The organism is Stenotrophomonas sp. P2112, from assembly GCF_041897515.1.
In the GTDB taxonomy this organism is placed as follows: domain Bacteria; phylum Pseudomonadota; class Gammaproteobacteria; order Xanthomonadales; family Xanthomonadaceae; genus Stenotrophomonas; species Stenotrophomonas sepilia.
Genome location: NZ_CP169216.1, coordinates 17863 through 35617, shown reverse-complemented (window position 1 = coordinate 35617; position 17755 = coordinate 17863). Strand labels below are relative to the sequence as shown.

Annotated in this window: 16 protein-coding genes; 10 read left to right on the top strand and 6 right to left on the bottom strand. The window is 67.2% G+C overall.

Annotated elements, in window-relative coordinates:
• Positions 1 to 32: 32 nt before the first annotated feature.
• Positions 33 to 1049, top strand: a complete 1017-nt coding sequence (locus ACEPA4_RS00160; protein ID WP_171956344.1) for a TIGR00266 family protein — start codon at positions 33 to 35, stop codon at positions 1047 to 1049.
• 234 nt (positions 1050 to 1283) lie between these two features.
• A complete protein-coding gene (locus ACEPA4_RS00155; RefSeq protein ID WP_053496711.1) occupies positions 1284 to 2276 on the top strand; it encodes a patatin-like phospholipase family protein in 993 nt (330 codons plus the stop codon).
• A 39-nt stretch (positions 2277 to 2315) separates the two neighbouring features.
• On the opposite strand, the gene ACEPA4_RS00150 is transcribed toward ACEPA4_RS00155, so the two are convergent.
• Positions 2316 to 2801, bottom strand: coding sequence for an Lrp/AsnC family transcriptional regulator (locus ACEPA4_RS00150; RefSeq protein WP_262090495.1), 486 nt, complete (start codon positions 2799 to 2801; stop codon positions 2316 to 2318).
• A gap of 125 nt (positions 2802 to 2926) precedes the next feature.
• On the opposite strand from ACEPA4_RS00150, the gene phhA reads away from it, so the two are divergent.
• On the top strand, positions 2927 to 3820 hold the full coding sequence (gene phhA, locus ACEPA4_RS00145; RefSeq protein WP_053496712.1) for a phenylalanine 4-monooxygenase: 894 nt from the start codon (positions 2927 to 2929) through the stop codon (positions 3818 to 3820).
• A gap of 105 nt (positions 3821 to 3925) precedes the next feature.
• Here phhA and ACEPA4_RS00140 read toward each other — a convergent pair whose 3' ends face one another.
• The gene (locus ACEPA4_RS00140) at positions 3926 to 4981 is read right to left on the bottom strand and encodes a LacI family DNA-binding transcriptional regulator (protein WP_262090494.1); all 1056 of its coding nucleotides are present in this window, start codon (positions 4979 to 4981) and stop codon (positions 3926 to 3928) included.
• 239 nt (positions 4982 to 5220) lie between these two features.
• Here ACEPA4_RS00140 and ACEPA4_RS00135 point away from each other — a divergent pair, with 239 nt between their 5' ends.
• The 4 genes from ACEPA4_RS00135 (at position 5221) to ACEPA4_RS00120 (ending at position 8228) form a co-directional block, all read left to right on the top strand.
• Positions 5221 to 5811, top strand: coding sequence for a cysteine dioxygenase family protein (locus tag ACEPA4_RS00135; RefSeq protein WP_065179059.1), 591 nt, complete (start codon positions 5221 to 5223; stop codon positions 5809 to 5811).
• A 111-nt stretch (positions 5812 to 5922) separates the two neighbouring features.
• Complete coding sequence (eda, locus tag ACEPA4_RS00130) at positions 5923 to 6561, top strand: bifunctional 4-hydroxy-2-oxoglutarate aldolase/2-dehydro-3-deoxy-phosphogluconate aldolase (RefSeq protein WP_065186797.1); 639 nt, start codon at positions 5923 to 5925, stop codon at positions 6559 to 6561.
• A gap of 96 nt (positions 6562 to 6657) precedes the next feature.
• Positions 6658 to 7686, top strand: coding sequence for an alcohol dehydrogenase AdhP (adhP, locus tag ACEPA4_RS00125; protein ID WP_262090493.1), 1029 nt, complete (start codon positions 6658 to 6660; stop codon positions 7684 to 7686).
• Positions 7687 to 7835: 149 nt separating this feature from the next.
• Complete coding sequence (locus tag ACEPA4_RS00120) at positions 7836 to 8228, top strand: hypothetical protein (protein WP_188239568.1); 393 nt, start codon at positions 7836 to 7838, stop codon at positions 8226 to 8228.
• Positions 8229 to 8299: 71 nt separating this feature from the next.
• Here the strand turns inward: ACEPA4_RS00120 and ligD are convergent, their stop codons facing one another.
• From ligD to ACEPA4_RS00105, 3 genes are all read right to left on the bottom strand, one after another.
• Positions 8300 to 10786, bottom strand: a complete 2487-nt coding sequence (gene ligD, locus ACEPA4_RS00115) for a DNA ligase D (protein WP_262090441.1) — start codon at positions 10784 to 10786, stop codon at positions 8300 to 8302.
• Positions 10787 to 10789: 3 nt separating this feature from the next.
• The gene (locus tag ACEPA4_RS00110; RefSeq protein ID WP_065186799.1) at positions 10790 to 11710 is read right to left on the bottom strand and encodes a Ku protein; all 921 of its coding nucleotides are present in this window, start codon (positions 11708 to 11710) and stop codon (positions 10790 to 10792) included.
• A 163-nt stretch (positions 11711 to 11873) separates the two neighbouring features.
• Complete coding sequence (locus ACEPA4_RS00105; protein ID WP_032954739.1) at positions 11874 to 12272, bottom strand: hypothetical protein; 399 nt, start codon at positions 12270 to 12272, stop codon at positions 11874 to 11876.
• 146 nt (positions 12273 to 12418) lie between these two features.
• Between ACEPA4_RS00105 and ACEPA4_RS00100 the strand changes: the two genes are divergently transcribed.
• Positions 12419 to 12763, top strand: a complete 345-nt coding sequence (locus ACEPA4_RS00100; RefSeq protein WP_053496719.1) for a hypothetical protein — start codon at positions 12419 to 12421, stop codon at positions 12761 to 12763.
• 156 nt (positions 12764 to 12919) lie between these two features.
• Here ACEPA4_RS00100 and ACEPA4_RS00095 read toward each other — a convergent pair whose 3' ends face one another.
• On the bottom strand, positions 12920 to 15013 hold the full coding sequence (locus ACEPA4_RS00095) for a TonB-dependent receptor domain-containing protein (RefSeq protein ID WP_262090443.1): 2094 nt from the start codon (positions 15011 to 15013) through the stop codon (positions 12920 to 12922).
• A gap of 171 nt (positions 15014 to 15184) precedes the next feature.
• On the opposite strand from ACEPA4_RS00095, the gene ACEPA4_RS00090 reads away from it, so the two are divergent.
• The gene (locus ACEPA4_RS00090) at positions 15185 to 16387 is read left to right on the top strand and encodes an amino acid aminotransferase (RefSeq protein WP_053496721.1); all 1203 of its coding nucleotides are present in this window, start codon (positions 15185 to 15187) and stop codon (positions 16385 to 16387) included.
• Between the two features lie 345 nt (positions 16388 to 16732).
• Complete coding sequence (locus tag ACEPA4_RS00085) at positions 16733 to 17749, top strand: class 1 fructose-bisphosphatase (RefSeq protein WP_065186803.1); 1017 nt, start codon at positions 16733 to 16735, stop codon at positions 17747 to 17749.
• Positions 17750 to 17755: the final 6 nt, after the last annotated feature.

Sequence of the window (17755 nt, the reverse complement as noted above, 5' to 3'; positions counted from 1 at the left end):
TCGGGGTTTTCCAGCGCCGCGGAGCCGCCGCAATGACCCAGTGGTACTTCCATGCCTCGGCCCAGGCCGACCGAATCGGACCGCTCGATGACCCGGCCGCGCGCCGTTACGCGCAGGCCAACCCGCGCGCGCTGGCCTGGTGCCAGGGCATGAGCGGATGGACCTCGATTGCCGAAGTGCCTGAACTGCAATCCGCGGCCCCGGGCATGCCCCACACCCCACCCCCGGTCCCCGCCGCCGCCAGCGGCCGCGCCGACGACATCGAATTCCGCATCGTCGGCCATGAAATGCAGTTCGTGGAAATCGAGCTTGATCCCGGCGAGAGCGCCATTGCCGAGGCCGGCGCGCTGATGTTCAAGGACGCCACGGTGCAGATGGATACCGTGTTCGGCGCCGCCAATGGCGACCAGGGCGGCGGCTTCATGGGCAAGGTGATGGCTGCCGGCAAGCGCGTACTGACCGGCGAAAGCCTGTTCGCCACCGTCTACACCCAGAGCGGCCATGGCAAGGGCAAGGTCGCCTTCGCTGCGCCCTACCCTGGGACGGTGCTGGCGATGAAGCTGGACCAGCACGGCGGCCGCCTGATCTGCCAGAAGGACAGTTTCCTGGCCGGCGCGCGCGGCGTGCAGATCGGCGTGCAGTTCCAGCGCAAGATCATGACCGGCCTGTTCGGGGGCGAGGGTTTCATCATGCAGAAACTGGAGGGCGACGGCTGGGTGTTCATCCACGCCGGCGGCTGCGTGGTGGAGCGCGAGCTGGCCGCCGGCGAACGCCTGGACGTGGATACCGGCTGCGTGGTGGCCTACCACCCGACGGTGGACATGGACGTGCGTCGGGTGGCCGGCATCAAGAGCATGCTGTTCGGCGGCGAAGGGGTGTTCCTGGCCACGTTGACCGGCCCCGGCAAGGTCTGGCTGCAGTCGCTGCCGTTCTCACGCCTGGCCGGCCGCATGTGGATGGCCGCACCGCAGGGCGGCGGCCAAGGCCGCGGCGAAGGCTCGGTGCTGGGCGGCCTGGGCCGGATGCTGGATGGCGATAACCGCTTCTGACCGCCTCCGGTCGTGCCGGCCGCTGGCCGGCAACCTCATGGACCTTGGCGCGCATCCCGGTAGTGCCGGCCGCTGGCCGGCAGCCCCGTGGACCGTTGCCAGTTTCCCTATGGTTGCCGGCCAGCGGCCGGCACTACCTTTATGAATGGGCGATATTTCCCACCCTGCCCGCCCCGCCGCGGCTTCGGTATGCTGGCGCCCTTTCCTGAATCCGGCGCCGCGCGCGCACTGCCGATGAGCCTGTTCCGCCCCCGCATGCTGCTGTCCGTCGCCCTGATCGGCCTGCTGGCCGGCTGCGGTGGCGATCCGGTCCGCCCCACGCCACCGCCTGCGCCGACCGTGGTCCCGCAGGCCAAGCCGGTGAAGATCGGCATCGCCCTGGGCGGCGGCGCGGCCAAAGGCTTTGCCCATATCGGCGTGATCAAGATGCTGGAGGCCAACGGCTTCGAGCCGGCCGTGGTCGCCGGCACCAGCGCCGGCAGCGTGGTCGGCGCCCTGTATGCCAGCGGCATGGATGCCTTCCAGATGCAGAGCAAGGCCGTCGCGCTGGACGAAGCCAGCATCCGCGATGTGCGCCTGTTCTCCGGTGGCCTGGTGCAGGGCCAGAAGCTGCAGGACTACGTCAACGAGCAGGTCGCCAACCGTCCCGCCGAGCGCCTGAAGAAGCCGTTCGCCGCCGTCGCCACCCAGCTCGAAACCGGCGAGCGCGCAATCTTCGTGCGCGGCAACGTCGGCCAGGCAGTGCGCGCATCGAGCAGCATCCCCGGCGTGTTCGAACCGGTGAAGATCGGCGGCCGCAACTACATCGACGGTGGCGTGGTCAGCCCGGTGCCGGTGGATGCCGCACGCCAGCTCGGCGCCGACTTCGTGATCGCCGTGGACATCTCCAGCAAGGCCAGCGGCAAGGCGCCGACCGACATGCTGGGCATCGTCAACCAGTCCATCTCGATCATGGGCCAGCGCCTGGGCGAGCAGGAACTGGCGCGCGCCGACATCGTCATCCGCCCGAAGGTACTGGACATCGGTGCCGCCGATTTCAGCCAGCGTGGCACCGCGATCCTGGAAGGCGAAAAGGCTGCGATGGCAGCGATGCCGCAGATCCGCGCCAGGATCCAGCAGCTGCAGCGCGCGCGCGCCGCAGCAGCCGCACCGGCACCGGTGGCCGCGCCGAAGTGCGAGGAAGCCTCGCGCCTGGGCAAGCTGATGGGCCGCAAGGACAAGTGCTGATCCATTGAAGCCAGGCCACCGGGCCCGCCCGGTGGTTGCTCAGGACTCCAGCTGCGACAGCGGCAACGCCTGGAAGCCCTTCACCGTGCGCAGCACGAAGCTGGAATTGGCATCGGCCACGCCACCGGCATTGAGCAGCCGGTCCAGCAGGAAGCGCGAGAAGTGCTCCAGGTCGCGCACGTAGACGTGCAGCAGGTAGTCCATGTCACCCGTCAGCGCGTGGCAGGCCACCACCTCGTCCCACGCCTGCACGCTGTCCACGAAGTGGCCGATGGCGGCCTGGTCGTGCTTTTCCAGCTGCACGCGCACGAAGGCCTGCAGGCCCAACCGCAGCTGCCGTGGCTCCAGCCGCGCGCCATAGCCGACGATCACGCCCTCGCTTTCCAGCCGCTGCAACCGCCGCAGGCAGGCCGAAGGAGAGAGATTCACCCGCGCCGCCAGTTCGGCGTTGGTGGCGCGCCCATCCCGCTGGATTTCGGCCAGCAGGCGTACATCCGTGCGATCGAACTGGACTTTTCCGGCCATTGTTGCCCCGCAACATGGTGAGTACGCAAGGATATTGCGCCAACAAGGCCAATCGGCGCAACTTTTGCAACCCTGTTGCGCGTCCCCTGCCCTAGCATCATGGGTATCCCATCCAGGAGTGCCGCATGGACCTCGCCCAGCCCCGCCGCGTCGAACACCAGCAGACCGACAAGGGCTACGTGCCGGTGTATACCACCGCGCTCGTCGAGCAGCCATGGGACACTTACAGCGCCGACGACCACGCGACCTGGAGCACGCTTTACCAGCGCCAGCGCGAGCTGCTGGTCGGCCGTGCCTGCCAGGAGTTCCTGGATGCGCAGGACGAGATGGGCATGAGCGCACACATGATTCCGCGCTTCGACCAGCTCAACGAAGTGCTCGGCGCCGCCACCGGCTGGACCCTGGTCGGCGTTGAAGGCTTGTTGCCGGAACTGGATTTCTTTGACCATCTGGCCAACCGCCGTTTCCCGGTGACCTGGTGGATCCGTCGCCCGGACCAGATCGACTACATCGCCGAGCCGGACCTGTTCCACGATCTGTTCGGCCACGTACCGCTGCTGATGAACCCGGTGTTCGCCGACTACATGGAGGCGTACGGCCGTGGCGGCGTCAAGGCCCACGCGATCGGCCCGGATGCACTGCAGAACCTGACCCGCCTGTACTGGTACACGGTGGAGTTCGGCCTGATCGATACGCCCGAGGGCCTGCGCATCTACGGTGCCGGCATCGTGTCGTCGAAGGGCGAGTCGCTGTACTCGCTGGAATCGGCCGCGCCCAACCGCATCGGCTTCGACCTGCAGCGGATCATGCGCACGAAGTACCGCATCGACACCTTCCAGAAGACCTACTTCGTCATCGACAGCTTCGAACAGCTCATGCAGGCGACCTCGCCGGACTTCACCCCGATCTACGCGGCACTGGCCAACCAGGCGCATCTGCCGGCCGGTGAAGTGCAGGGCGACGACCGCGTGTTCCAGAAGGGCACCGGCGAAGGCTGGGCCGACGGCGGCGACGTGTAAGCACACAACGCGCACGGCTTTGCACTGAAAACGGCGCACATGGGTGCGCCGTTTTCGTTGTTGCCTGCCTGCGCCACTGCAGCGACGGAGGTGAGGGCAGGGCACTCAGGCGTCCACGGCCCGGCAGGACCCGCGCACCATCAACTGCGGATGCACGCTGGCCGCGGTCGGCGCGTCGGGAACGTCGGCCTGGACAAGCATGGCGGCGGCGGTGCGGCCGATATCGGAGACGTGGCGACGCACCGACGTCAGCGGCGGCCACAGCCGCGATGCCAACGGGCTGTCGTCGTAGCTGACGATCGACAGCTGCTGCGGCACCGCGATGCCTGCACGCAATGCCACCTGGTACACGCCTGCGGCGATTTCGTCGTTGCCGGCGAAAATCGCACTGGGGCGTTGCTCGCCCATCAGCAGCCGTTCGGCGGCATGCACGCCGGACTCGAAGGTGTCGCCCGCTTCCAGCACGCGCTCGCCGGGCAGGGTCAGGCCGACCTGCGCCAGCCGATCAAGGAAACCATGCGTCCGTTCGCGCGCGGCACGCCGGTCACCCGGTCCGGTGATCACCGCGATGTCGCGGTGGCCAAGCGAAAGCAGGTAGCCCGCCGCAGCGGCAGCACCATCGCGGTCATGGGTGACCACGGCATGGTTCTCATCCTCCGAGGCATGCGCGTTGATGCGCACGTAGCGGCAGTCGATGTCATCGAGCATCTGCGCCAGCGCAGCCGATTCGGACGCACGCGGCCCCAGGATCACGCCGTGCAGCTTCTGCTGCTGCACGAAACGGCGCACGCCCTGCGGGCATTCCGGATCCTGGCTGTCGCAGGGGTGCACCACCAGCTCATAGCCGGTGCCGCGCAGCGCGTCCAGCGCGCCGTGCTGCAGGTCGACAATGCATTGGGCACCCGGGTCGTCATACACCAGGCCGATCAGGAAGGAGCGGCGGAATGCCAGCCCGCGCGCGAGAGGATCGGGCACGTAACCGACCTCGCGCATCAACGCCTCGACCTTGTCGCGGGTGTCCTTGCGCACCAGCGGCGAGTTGTTGATGATTCTTGAAACCGTTTTCTTGGAAACTCCCGACAGTCGTGCGATGTCGTTGATCGTGGCAGCCTTGCCCTTCGATGCCGGCACCGCGGCATCGCTAATAGTTCGCACTGACATGTATAGAACCAGGTAAGTCGGAGAATTCTAGCCTTGCGCCCGTCGGGCGCGAAGTTGCGGAATGTCGCAGCGGATCTGAATCGTGTCGTGTTCGACAGGTTCTGCTGCGCAAGGTTCCATTGTGATCGCTCTACTGCTTCTGCATCTGAACCGTTCTTCCGCGCGTATTCACCCTGGATGTGGACGCGACGCGCGCGAACGCCAACATTCCCTTAACCATGCTCCGCTACATTCGTGGCATGGACCTGCAGACTTCTCCGTTTCCGCCGTTCCGCGGCCGCGACCGGTTGATCGCCGCAGTCGACGCGGCGATGAGCTCCGGTGATCCCGAGCGCATCACGGCCGACCTGCAGCTGGCGCTGCAGGAAGCCATAACCGACAACCGCATCGAGTTGCCCGAATGCGTGCATCGGCCGGTCAGCGATCATTACGCGCGACGTCCGCTGTACCACAGCCGCGAACACGGCTACAGCGTGATTGCCATGAGCTGGGGCCCAGGGCAGGGCACGCCGCTGCACGACCACGATGCCATGTGGTGTGTGGAGGGCGTGTGGTTGGGCGAGCTGGAGATCACCCGTTACGAGCTGCTGGAGTGCGCCGGCGAGCGCTGGCGCTTCCGCCGCCACGCCGCGCTGCGCGGGGGCTGCGGCAGTGCCGGCAGCCTGATCCCCCCGCATGAGTACCACACCCTGCGCAATGCCAGCGATGAGGCACTGGCGATCTCGGTACACGTGTACGAGGCGCAGATGGAGCGCTCGGCGGTGTTCGATCCGCTCGGTGGCGACTGGTACCAGCGCCGCATCCAGGCGCTGCAGGCCGACCCGGCCTGAATCCGGCGCGGTGCGGAGCAGGGCACCATCGCGGTCCGCATGGCATCATGCGCCGCTGCGCTGCCGGCACCGGCAGCATCCGCGATGCCCTGGCGGGCAAGGAGCAAGACGATGTCCAGCGCTGATCCGCGCCTGCGCGCGCTGTTGAAGCTGGCACCGGTGATCCCGGTGTACACCCCCGAAGATGTGAATGAAGCGGTCGAAGTAGCCCAGGCACTGTTCCGTGGTGGGCTGCCGGTGATCGAGGTGACCCTGCGCACGCCGCAGGCGCTGGATGCGATCAAGGCCATGGTCGAGGCCGTGCCGGACGCGGTGATCGGTGCCGGCACCGTACTCAACGCCGCGCAGATGCAGGCGGCGAAGCAGGCCGGTGCGCGTTTTGCCGTTTCCCCCGGTGCCACGCCGGCACTGTATGCGGCCGCGCGTGATGCCGATCTGCCGTACCTGCCCGGTGCTGCCACCGCTTCGGACCTGATCCAGGGCCTGGAGCACGGCGCGGACACCTTCAAGTTCTTCCCGGCCGTGCAGGCCGGCGGCGCCGCGCTGCTGGCCGCCTGGCACGGCCCGTTCGCCGATGTGCGCTTCTGCCCGACCGGCGGCATCAGCGCGCAGACCGCGCCGCAGTTCCTGCACCTGCCCAACGTGCTGTGCGTGGGCGGTTCGTGGCTGACCACCCCGGCGCTGCTGCAGACCCGCGACTGGGACGCCATCGAGCGCCTGGCCCGCGAGGCCTCGGTGCTGGCCAGCTGAACCTGCTTCGCGGATCTTCAAAGGTTTGATCGTGATCAAAGCGCCGGCCTCGCGCCGGCGTCATTCTGTGGGCAAGCGCACTACGGAGATCCGAACATGAATTCCACCATGAAGGCCGCTGTCGTGCGTGAGTTCGGCAAGCCACTGGTGATCGAGGAAGTCTCGGTACCGCGCCCGGGGGCGGGCGAGGTACTGGTCAAGATCGAGGCTTGTGGCGTCTGCCACACCGACCTGCACGCCGCCGAGGGCGACTGGCCGGTGAAACCGAACCCGCCGTTCATCCCCGGCCACGAGGGCGTGGGGCACGTCGTGGCCGTGGGAGGCGGGGTAGGGCACGTCAAGGAAGGCGACAGGGTCGGCATCCCCTGGTTGTACTCGGCGTGTGGTCATTGCGAACACTGCCTGGGTGGCTGGGAAACACTGTGCGAGACGCAGCGCAACACCGGCTACTCGGTCAACGGCGGCTTCGCCGAGTACGCACTGGCCGATGCCAACTATGTCGGCCTGCTTCCGAAGGAGGTGGGCTTCGTCGAGATCGCGCCGGTGCTGTGCGCCGGCGTGACCGTCTACAAGGGCCTGAAGGTCACCGACACCAAGCCCGGTGACTGGGTGGCGATTTCCGGCATCGGTGGCCTGGGCCACATGGCGGTGCAGTACGCTCGCGCAATGGGCCTGAACGTGGCCGCGGTGGACGTGGACGATACGAAGCTTGCACTGGCGCGCCAGCTCGGCGCGCAGGTCACCGTCAACGCGCGCACCACCGACCCGGCCGCCTTCCTGAAGAAGGAAATCGGTGGCGCACACGGTGCACTGGTCACGGCGGTGTCGCCGAAGGCGTTCGAGCAGGCACTGGGCATGGTGCGCCGTGGCGGCACTGTCTCGCTCAATGGCCTGCCGCCTGGCAACTTCCCGCTGGATATCTTCGGCATGGTGCTCAACGGCATCACCGTGCGCGGCTCGATCGTCGGTACCCGGCTGGACCTGCAGGAATCACTGCAGTTCGCCGCCGAGGGCAAGGTCGCGGCCACGGTCAGCACCGACCGCCTGGAAAACATCAACGACGTGTTCGCGCGCATGCATGCGGGCACCATCGAAGGCCGCGTGGTGCTCGACTTCGCCGCCTGACCGCCTGTGCATGGCCGCCGTCGCTCCGTCCCCCTCTCCCACGGACGCGGCGGCCATGCCGATTCATCGGATCGGATCCACACACATTTCGGTAGTGCCGGCCGCTGGCCGGCATGCCGGGTTCTCCGCCGCAGCCGTACAATGCGCGCATGCCTGGCGTGCTCAAGACCCTGTTCCTGTCCCTCGTTGCCCTGATCGGCGGTGTGCTGTCGCTTGGGCTGGTCAGCAGCGTCGCCAGCTGGCTGCCACCGTTGCTGGGCCTGTCGCCGGACAACAACAGCGTGCAGCTGGGCTGGGATCTCACCTTCAGCGTGCTCGGTGGCATCGCCGGGGTTTCCTTTGCCACCTATTACGCGCCCTGCTGGCCGCGATCGCACGGCTTCTCGATCTGGTCGCTGGTCGCGCTGGGCTGTGGCTACGCCATGTGGACGGCGGGTGCGGATTTCCCGTTCTGGTTCGTCATTTCACTGCTGGCGTCGCTGCCGTTGCAACTGCTGGCCGGCTGGTGGTTCGGCCGTCGCGCCTCGCGCGATCCGCGCTGAGCGCATGCAGGTAGTGCCGGCCGCTGGCCGGCAACCTCGGCCATCCTGCCGTTGCCGGCCAGCGGCCGGCACTACCGCTTCAGCGACGGCAGCGTCTGCTTCAACTGCGCGATGCCCTGCCATGGGTCACTCTTCAGGCGTTGCGCCCTCGCCAGCGCTTTGCCCATGGGAAATGCGTCGGCGGCACTGATACGAGCCAGTTCATCCCAGCGCAGCGGTACTGCCACACCGGCGGAATCGCGAGCACGCAACGACCACGAGCACACGCTGGTGGCACCCCGCGTATTGCGCAGCCAGTCGATGAAAATGACGCCGCCACGCTTGGCCTTGCTCATTGTCGCCACGTAGCGGTCGGGCGCCCGCTCCGCCATCGCCCGGGCGAACGCCTCACAGAACGTCTTGGCCTGTTCCCAGTCGGCCTTGGGCCGCAGCGGCACCACCACGTGCACGCCCTTGCCACCGGACAGCCGCACGAAACTCTTCAGGCCGACTTCCTGCAGGCGGTCACGGACATCACGCGCAGCAGCTTTCACCTCTGCCCAACCCACCCCTTCACCGGGATCGAGATCGAACACCAAGCGATCCCGGTGCTCGGGATCGGCCACGGTCGCGCCCCACGGATGCAGCTCCAGGGTGTTCATCTGCACCAGTTGCAGCAGGCCCCGCACATCGTCGATGTAGACGTAGTCCTCGCGGCCGCTCTTCTGCTGAAGGGGCACCGCGTGCACGGCATCGCCCAGGCCGGGGCCATGGTGCTTCTGGAAGAAGCAGGCCTTGCCCACGCCATCCGGGCAGCGCAGCAGTGACAAGGGCCGCCCGACAATTTCGGGCAGGATCCAGCGCGCCACGCGCTGGTAGTAGTCCGCCACGTCGCCCTTGCTGAGCTTCTGCCTTGGGAACACCACCCGCTCTGGATGGGTGATCTGGACCTCGCCCCCGGCTTCAGCACTCGAGACGGCCACTCCCAGGTCCTCCTTCTGCTTGTCGCTGCGCAGCCGCTTGAAACTGGCCTGGCGCAGCAGGCCTTCCTTGCCCCAGCCACGGAATGCCACCTCCGCCACCGTCACCGACTTCACCCAGCGCACGCTGGCGGCGCGGAACGGCACGTGCGCCGGCAGCTGCAGCACAGGCGCCTTCACCGCCAACGGCTGCAGCGCCTTGTGCAGCGCGCGCAGGCTTTCGTCGTCGAAGCCGGTGCCAACGCGGCCCACATAGCGCAAGCCGCCCTTGTCCGGCGTCGCCAGCAGCAGCGAGCCGAACCCCACCCGGGAGCCCTTCGGTGCCGTGTAGCCGACAATCGCGAACTCCTCGGTGTCTTCGTGCTTCACCTTCACCCAGCTGCGTGCACGGGTGTTCACGTAGGGCGCATCCACCTGCTTGCTGACGATGCCTTCGAATCCCGCCTTGCCGCTGGCATCGAATACCTGCGGGCCATGGTCGATCACGTGCTCGCTGAAGGCCAGGGTTCCGGGCGTGGGACCGATGAGATCCTTCAGCAGCGCCTTGCGCTCCAGCAGCGGTGAACGACTGATGTCCACGCCGGCCACACCCGGCAGATCGAAAACGATGTAGCGCAACGGTTGCTTCGAACTCCCGTCGATCACGCGCTGCAGCGCGGCGAAGTCGCTGCGTCCATCCCGGTCCAGCACCACCAGCTCACCGTCCAGGCGCGCATCCCGCACCGGCAGTGCCTGCACGGCCTGTACCACCTCGGGGAAATCACCGGTCCAATCCAGGCCGTTGCGGGAGCGCAGCGTCACCTTGCCTTCGTGCAGATCGGCCAGCAGGCGATAGCCATCCCACTTGATCTCATGCAACCAGCGCTCGCCGTCCGGTGCACTGTCGCGATGATCGGTCAACTGTGGCTTGAAAGCACGCGGGTAGGGCGTGTCACGCGCGCCATCCAGGTTCAGCGCTCGCGCATGCCAACGCGCATCGGCCTTGCGGGTCGCCGATCGTGCAGCCGGTGCGGCGCGCGTTGACTTGCCCACCGTGCGCTTGCTCACTGCGGATGTGCGTTTCGGCATGGGGGATTGGAGCAGATCATCTGCTTCGGCATCACGTGCTTCCTCGTCGTCGCGTTTGATCAACAACCACTGTACCTGGCGTCCCTTCATCGCTGTGCGCACCAGCTTCCAGCCGCCAGCCAGACGTTGCCCATGCAGCACGAAGTCGATCTTTCCCGCTGCCAGTGCCTGCAGTGGATCGCCTTCGCAGGCCCATGTGCCGTGATCGAAGACCTCCACGTGGCCAGCGCCGTAGTGGCCTTCGGGAATATCTCCTTCGAAACCGGCGTAGGACAGCGGATGGTCTTCCACTTCCACGGCCAGCCGCTTGTCACCAGCGCGAAGCGAAGGACCCTTCGGCACCGCCCAGCTTTTCAGCACACCGTCCATCTCAAGGCGGAAGTCATAGTGCCGCGAAGTGGCATGGTGCAGCTGTATGACAAAGATCGGCCGCCGCTTCGGGTTGCCGTGTGCGGGTGTGTCGTCAGGTTCCGGTGTCTGCCCGAGGCCACCGCCAAGCCGGCGCTTTCGCCGGTACTGGTGCAACGACATGGCTCAACCTGCCTTGCGCCGTGCAGCGGTTTTCTTTGCGGCCTTCTTCGTTGCCTTCTTTGCGGCTTTCTTTACCGTCGGCTTGGTGGCTGCTTTCCGCGTTGCCGTCTTCTTCGCCGGCGTACGCTTGTTCGCGTCCAGGCTCTTCTGCAGCAGCGCCATGAAATCGACCACGTTGGTGCTGGCATCCTCGCGCGGTACAGGCTCATCCTCCACCCGGGTGGTACCGCCCTTGGACTTGATGCGCTTGTTCAGCACCTGCTGCAGGCGTTCGCGGAATTCGTCGTGGTACTGCGACGGATCCCAATCACCGGACATCGACTCGATCAACTGCTCGGCCATCGCCGTTTCCTTGCTGCTGATGCGGTAATCGGCGAGCTTTCCGGTGGGCAGCTTGTAATCTTCGGGATCCACCAGTTCCTGCGGATAGCGCAGGATCATCAGCACCAGCGCGTCCGCGTGCGGCATCACCGCGCACAGGTATTCGCGGGTACGCACCACCACCCGGGCGATGCCCACCTTGCCGGTACTGCGCAATGTCTCGCGCAGCAGCACGTAGCCCTTTTCGGCCTTCTTGCCGGGCACCAGCAGGTAGGGTTTCTCGAAGTAGCGCGGGTCGATCTGCGCGGCGTCCACGAACGATTCCACCTCCACCGCTTCGTGGCTTTCCGGTGCCGCAGACCGGATATCGCCTTCCTCCAGCACGACATAGCTGCCCTTGTCGTACTCATAGGCTTTGACGATGTCCTTCCATGGCACTTCCTCGCCGGTATCGGCGTTGACCCGCTCGAAGCGGATCGGCTTGCGGTCGCGGGAGTCGAGCATGCGGAACTGCAGATCGACCTTGCGTTCGCCTGACATCAGCGACACCGGCACGTTGAGCAGGCCAAACGACAGCGTGCCGGTCCAGATCGGGCGGGCCATGGGCGTACCTTTGGCGGGGCAGGGCATCCAGCTTCGGATGGGCGGTGTAAACCACCCGTGTCGATACCGTGCACGTGGGTTCTACGGAGAACGGCAGTGCCGGCTGCGGGCCGGCAGAGCTCGCGGCCTGAAGTTTCCTGAGGTTGCCGGCCAGCGGCCGGCACTACTGCAGCAGCGGCCTCACCGCCGCCGCAGGAATATGATCCAGCGCGCGCCAGGCGTCTTCCACCACCGGCCGTGCCTGCGACCAGCTCAACCGCGACTGCCCGCGCATCTGTTCCCAGTGTTCGGCCAGTTCCTCACAGGTATCCGCGGCGTCACCGCGCGGCCAGTCCGCAGCGTGGGTGGTCAATGCGAAGGCATAGACCGGGCATAGATCGCGCCAGTTGCGGTGGTTCTGCCCGCGACGCTCTTCGTAGTCGCTGAGCATGTACTGCAGGTAGTCCTGCGCCACCGCCTGCGGATCTTCATGGCGGCGCGTGCGGCGTTGTGCGGTGCGCTGGCCGAGCGGATCGAGCAGGGCGTTGAACACGGACGGTGCGGGTCGTTCAAGACGGGGCATGGCCGGCTCCTGCAGCGGGGGCGGGTGGGCAGGAATACGCGCGGTGCTGTTACCGGGGGGTGAGCGAGATGTTCATGACGCCGGGTTCGCGGCGGCTTTACCTGTGGCGCGGTGTAGTGGGAGCCCCGAGCGCAGGTAGCCAGACCATGAGCCGAGAGAATTCCCGAGACCCGTTGCGGGAAAACCACCCGCCCATTCCCGGTGAACAGCGCGGCAAGCGCGATGCCGACAATGCCGACTACCGCGGCACCGGCGCACCTTTCTACGACGCCGAGCACGGTGGCGACCATCTGCCGGTGAAGCACGAGGCTGAACAGGCCGCCCAGGACCGCAAGGATGGCGGCGACCGCCATCGCGGCGGCCAGGAAAGCCCGCTCAAACGTCGCGAACGCAAGCAGCGCGCCAGCGACAACCAGGACGAGGCGCTGGAGGAGACCTTCCCGGCCAGCGACCCGACCTCGCCGTTCGTACCGGCCAAGGCGCCCGACTGACGGGTAGTGCCGGCCCCTGGCCGGCAAGGTCTGGGCTGCCCTACACAGAGCGATGCCGGCCAGCGGCCCCGATTTACGGGTAGTGCCGGCCGCTGGCCGGCAACCTCCTGACGTCGTGCACGGCGCGATGCCGGCCAGCGGCCCGCACTACCCCTTTCAGCGCCACGACCATTGCAGGCCGACGTTGGCTCGCCGTCCCGGCCCCGGTTCGTAGAAGCGCCCGTTGCCGTCGTTGACGATCACCGAGCCGATGTAGGCCTGGTCCAGCACGTTCTCCAGCCGGGCGAAGGCGCGCAGCTCGCCACCTGGCAGTGTCCAGAGACGACCGGCTTCCAGGTTCAGCAACGCGTAGCCCGGCGCCCGCTCCGTGGCCACGTCGTTGACCAGGGTATCGGTGCTGGCGGCGGCCTCCAGCGCCCACTGCCAGTCGGCCGGGGTCCACTGCAGCCGGGCAAACGCCTGCTGGCGCGGTACGCCGGGCAAGCGGCTGCCAGCGGAAACCCAGGTGTTCGAGGTCAGGTACGGCGCACGCACCTGCGCCTGCAGCCAGGTCCAGGCCACCTGCAGTTCCAACTGTTCTGCCAACGGCTGCCGGTAGCGCAGTTCCACGCCCTGGCGGCGGGTGCGGCCGATGTTGCGATAGGTGCTGCGTCCGCCGATGTTGCTGGCAACTGCCAACTCATCGTCGGTATCTGCGCGGAACAGGCTGATATCGAGCTGGGTTCCGTCCTGTGCATGCCATTTGCTGCCCACCTCCAGGCTGCGGCTGCGCGCCGCCGCCAGATCCAGCGCCAGTCCCGCCTGCCCGTCGGCGCGATACCCCAGCTCGTTGAAGGTGGGCGTCTCGAAGCCACGGCCCACCGCCGCGTGCAGCCGCCACTGCCGGCTGGCCGCGAAGCTGATCCCGGCCACCGGCGTGGTGGCCTGGTAGCGGCGGTGGCCGCTGTCGTCCGGGTTGCGGGCGGTGATGTAGCGATCGTCGGATTCGAAGCGCACGGCGCTGCGACGCACGCCAGCCAGCAATGACCAGCGTGGACTCCACTGCCACCACGCCTGGGCGAACTGATCGACGTTCTGCACGGTGTCGATCTGGTCTCTGCGCAGCTGCCCACGCACGCCGAGAGCGCTGCCGATGAAGTTCTCATGGCCGGTGCGATGCTGGCGCTGGCGGTCGGCGCTGAGCCCGGCCACCAGATCCAGCAGCCGGCCGGCGAGGTCGCCGTGCCAGCCCCAGCGCGCGTCCAGCCCGCCATAGCCGCCCTCCAGGTCGATCACCCCGCCGGCATGCAACGGGCTGTTGGTCTGAGCTGCCGGCGGGATCGGCAGGTACTGGCGTACCGCGCGCTGGCCGGCATAGCCCATCAGCTGCCAACGCTGCGCCCTGGTTTCACGGGTCCAGCGCAGGCCGGCCTGCTGCTGGCGCACCGATTTACGGGTGTTGTACTGGTGCGCCACGGCGGTGGCCTGGCGCGGATCGGCCGCCACCTGGGCACGGCTCAGGCCCAGCGGGTCCTGCGCATCGGGGGCATCGAAGGCATTGAGCAGCAGCTCCAGCCGCCCCCCGCCGAGATCGCCACCGATACGCGCAGCGAGCGATTCGCGGCGGGCACGGCTGTGGTCGCGCCAGCCATCGGTGCGGAAGTGATTGGCGGCGATGTTGTAATCCAGAACACGGCCGGCACCCTTCAGTTGCGCGCCGACGCTGAGCGTGTTGTCGGCACCCGCGTTGACGCGCAGCCGCCACGGGTCGCCGGCCTGGCCCTGTGCGCTCCAGACCTGCAGCACGCCGCCGGAGGAATTGCCGTACAGCGCCGAGAACGGTCCGCGCAGCACGTCGATCCGTTCGGCACCGAGCAGGCTGGCATGCGACAGCTGGCCCTGTCCGTCGGGCATGGTCGCCGGCACCCCGTCGATCAACACCCGCACCCCACGCACACCGAAGGTCGAGCGCGCACCAAAGCCACGGATCGACAGCTGGGTGTCCTGCGCGAAGTTCTGGCGGTCACGGGCGACCAGGCCCGGGACCCCGGCCAGCGCCTCGGACAGCCGTGCGCCGGCGCCGGCGCGGCCGGCGTCGATCCAGACCGTGTCCAGGCTGGCCGGCAACGCGAACGGGTCGATGCCCGGCACCCGCGCTGCCTGCACCTGCACGCTGGGCAGGGCGGTCGGTGCGGGCCCGGCCACGGCCGCCCAGGGCGACAGCAGGAGGATGGACAACGGCAGGCAATGGCGACGTGCGGCGGGATTCATGATTCAGGTTGATGGATCAGGCGGCAACGCACGCCATGGTACGGGGCTACGGATGACGACGGCGGCGGCCAGGCCCGGCAGGCTTTGTTACGATGGGCTGTTTCCGGCTGCAAGGCCGCAGACCGCGTAGCGCACTTCCTCCCCCTTTCCGTCTACCGAACGAGTACCGCCGTGTCCTTCTTTGCAAACGTGGAACTGGTCCCAGGCGACCCGATCCTGGGCCTGACCGAGGCGTACAACGCCGACAGCCGCCCGACCAAGGTCAACCTGGGTGTGGGCATCTACTACGACGAGAGCGGCCGCATCCCGCTGCTGCGCGCCGTCAAGCAGATCGAGCAGCAGCTTGCCGCTGACGCCAAACCGCGCGGCTACCTGCCGATCGATGGCCTGCCGGCATACACGCAGGCCACGCGAGAGCTGGTGTTCGGCAAAGACTCGCCGCTGCTGGCCGCCGGCCGCGTCACCACCGCACAGACCGTCGGTGGCAGCGGTGCGCTGCGCGTCGGCGCCGACGTGCTGAAGAAGCTGCTGCCGCACGCCACCGTGGCGCTGAGCAACCCGAGCTGGGAGAACCACCGTGCGGTGTTCAGCGCGGCCGGTTTCGAGGTGCTGGATTACACCTATTTCGATCCGGCCAGCCATGGCGTCGACTTCAACGGCATGCTGGCCGACCTCGGCAAGCTGGAAGCCGGCACCGTAGTGCTGCTGCACGCCTGCTGCCACAACCCCACCGGTGCCGACCTCACGGTCAGCCAGTGGAAGCAGGTCGCGCAACTGCTGAAGGACAAGCAGCTGTTCCCCTTCATCGACATGGCCTACCAGGGCTTCGACAAGGGCATCGAGCAGGATGGCGCCGCCGTGCGCATCATCGCCGAAGCCGGCATCGACAGCTTCATCGTCGCCAACTCGTACTCCAAGTCGTTCTCGCTGTATGGCGAGCGCGTGGGTGCGTTGTCGATGGTGGCGCCGACCGCTGCTGACGCCAAGGCCGTGCAGTCGCAGGTCAAGCGTGTGATCCGCACCATCTACTCCAGCCCGTCCACCCACGGTGCCGCGCTGGTGGCCGGCGTGCTGACCAACCCGGAACTGCGCGCGATGTGGGAGCAGGAGCTGACCGAGATGCGCGAGCGCATCCACGCCCTGCGCCAGGGCCTGGTCGAAAAGCTGGCCGCTGCCGGTGCGCCGCAGTTCGGCTTCATCAACGAACAGGCTGGCATGTTCTCCTACTCGGGCCTGAGCCGTGAGCAGGTCGAACGCCTGCGCGACGAGTTCGGCATTTACGCCGTCGGCACCGGCCGCATCTGCGTGGCCGCGCTGAACCAGAACAACCTGGAATACGTCGCCAAGGCCGTGGCCACCGTCGCCAAGGGCTGAAGCAACGCACCAGTGGTTTGACAACAAAGGCGCCGAAAGGCGCCTTTGTTTTTGCTTCTGCTTTGCCTCTGCCTTTGCCACACCCTCCGCGCTCGCGGCGAACCCTGAAGCGCAGGGCGAGGTACACCGTGGCCAGGACCGTGAGGCGCATGGATGCGCCGACCGAGCCCCCATGGATGGGTTTACGGCGTGTCCTGGCCACGGTGTACCTCGCCCTGTGCCTCCATGAAGGAAGGCGCCACGAGCGCAACGCATCTGGAAACGATTACGCCTTCCCGCGCTCACGCACGCCCCCGCCAGACGGGCGACAATAGGCGTTTTCCCGCTGCCGAGACCTGCCCGACCATGTCCCGTACTTCGTTGACCCGCTTCCTGATCCAGGAACAGCACGCCGGCCGCATCAATGCCGACCTGCGCCAGCTGATCGCCGTGGTCGCCCGCGCCTGCACCAGCATTTCCATCGCCGTCAGCAAGGGCGCCCTCGGTGGCGTGCTCGGCGACGCCGGTACCGGCAACGTGCAGGGTGAAGCACAGAAGAAGCTGGACGTGATCAGCAACGAGATCCTGCTCGAAGCCAATGCCTGGGGTGGCCACCTTGCCGCCTGCGCCTCGGAGGAAATGGACCACAGCCAGCCGGTGCCGGACATCTACCCGCGCGGTGATTTCCTGCTGCTGTTCGATCCCCTCGACGGCAGCTCCAACATCGACGTCAACGTCTCCGTCGGCACCATCTTCTCCGTGCTGCGTTGCCCGACCAACGTCGAGCTGCCGGGCGATGACGCCTTCCTGCAGCCGGGCAGCAAGCAGATCGGCGCTGGCTACTGCATCTACGGGCCCAGCACCCAGCTGGTGCTGACCGTCGGCCATGGCACCCACGCCTTCACCCTGGACCGCGAGAAGGGCGAGTTCGTGCTGACCACCGAGAACATGCAGATTCCGGCGGCCACCCAGGAATTCGCCATCAACATGTCCAACCAGCGTCACTGGGAAGCGCCGATGCAGGCCTACGTCAGTGATCTGCTGGCCGGCAAGGAAGGCTCGCGCGGCAAGAACTTCAACATGCGCTGGATCGCCAGCATGGTGGCCGACGTGCATCGCATCCTGACCCGCGGCGGCATCTTCATCTACCCGTGGGACAAGAAGGATCCGTCCAAGGCCGGCAAGCTGCGCCTGATGTACGAAGCCAATCCGATGGGCCTGCTGGTCGAACAGGCCGGCGGCGCCGCCTGGACCGGCCGCGAGCGCATCCTCGACATCCAGCCCGACCAGCTGCACCAGCGCGTGCCGGTGTTCCTGGGTTCGCGCGAGGAAGTGGCCGAAGCGGTGCGTTACCACCACGCGCACGACGAAGCGCAGGGCTGACGGCTC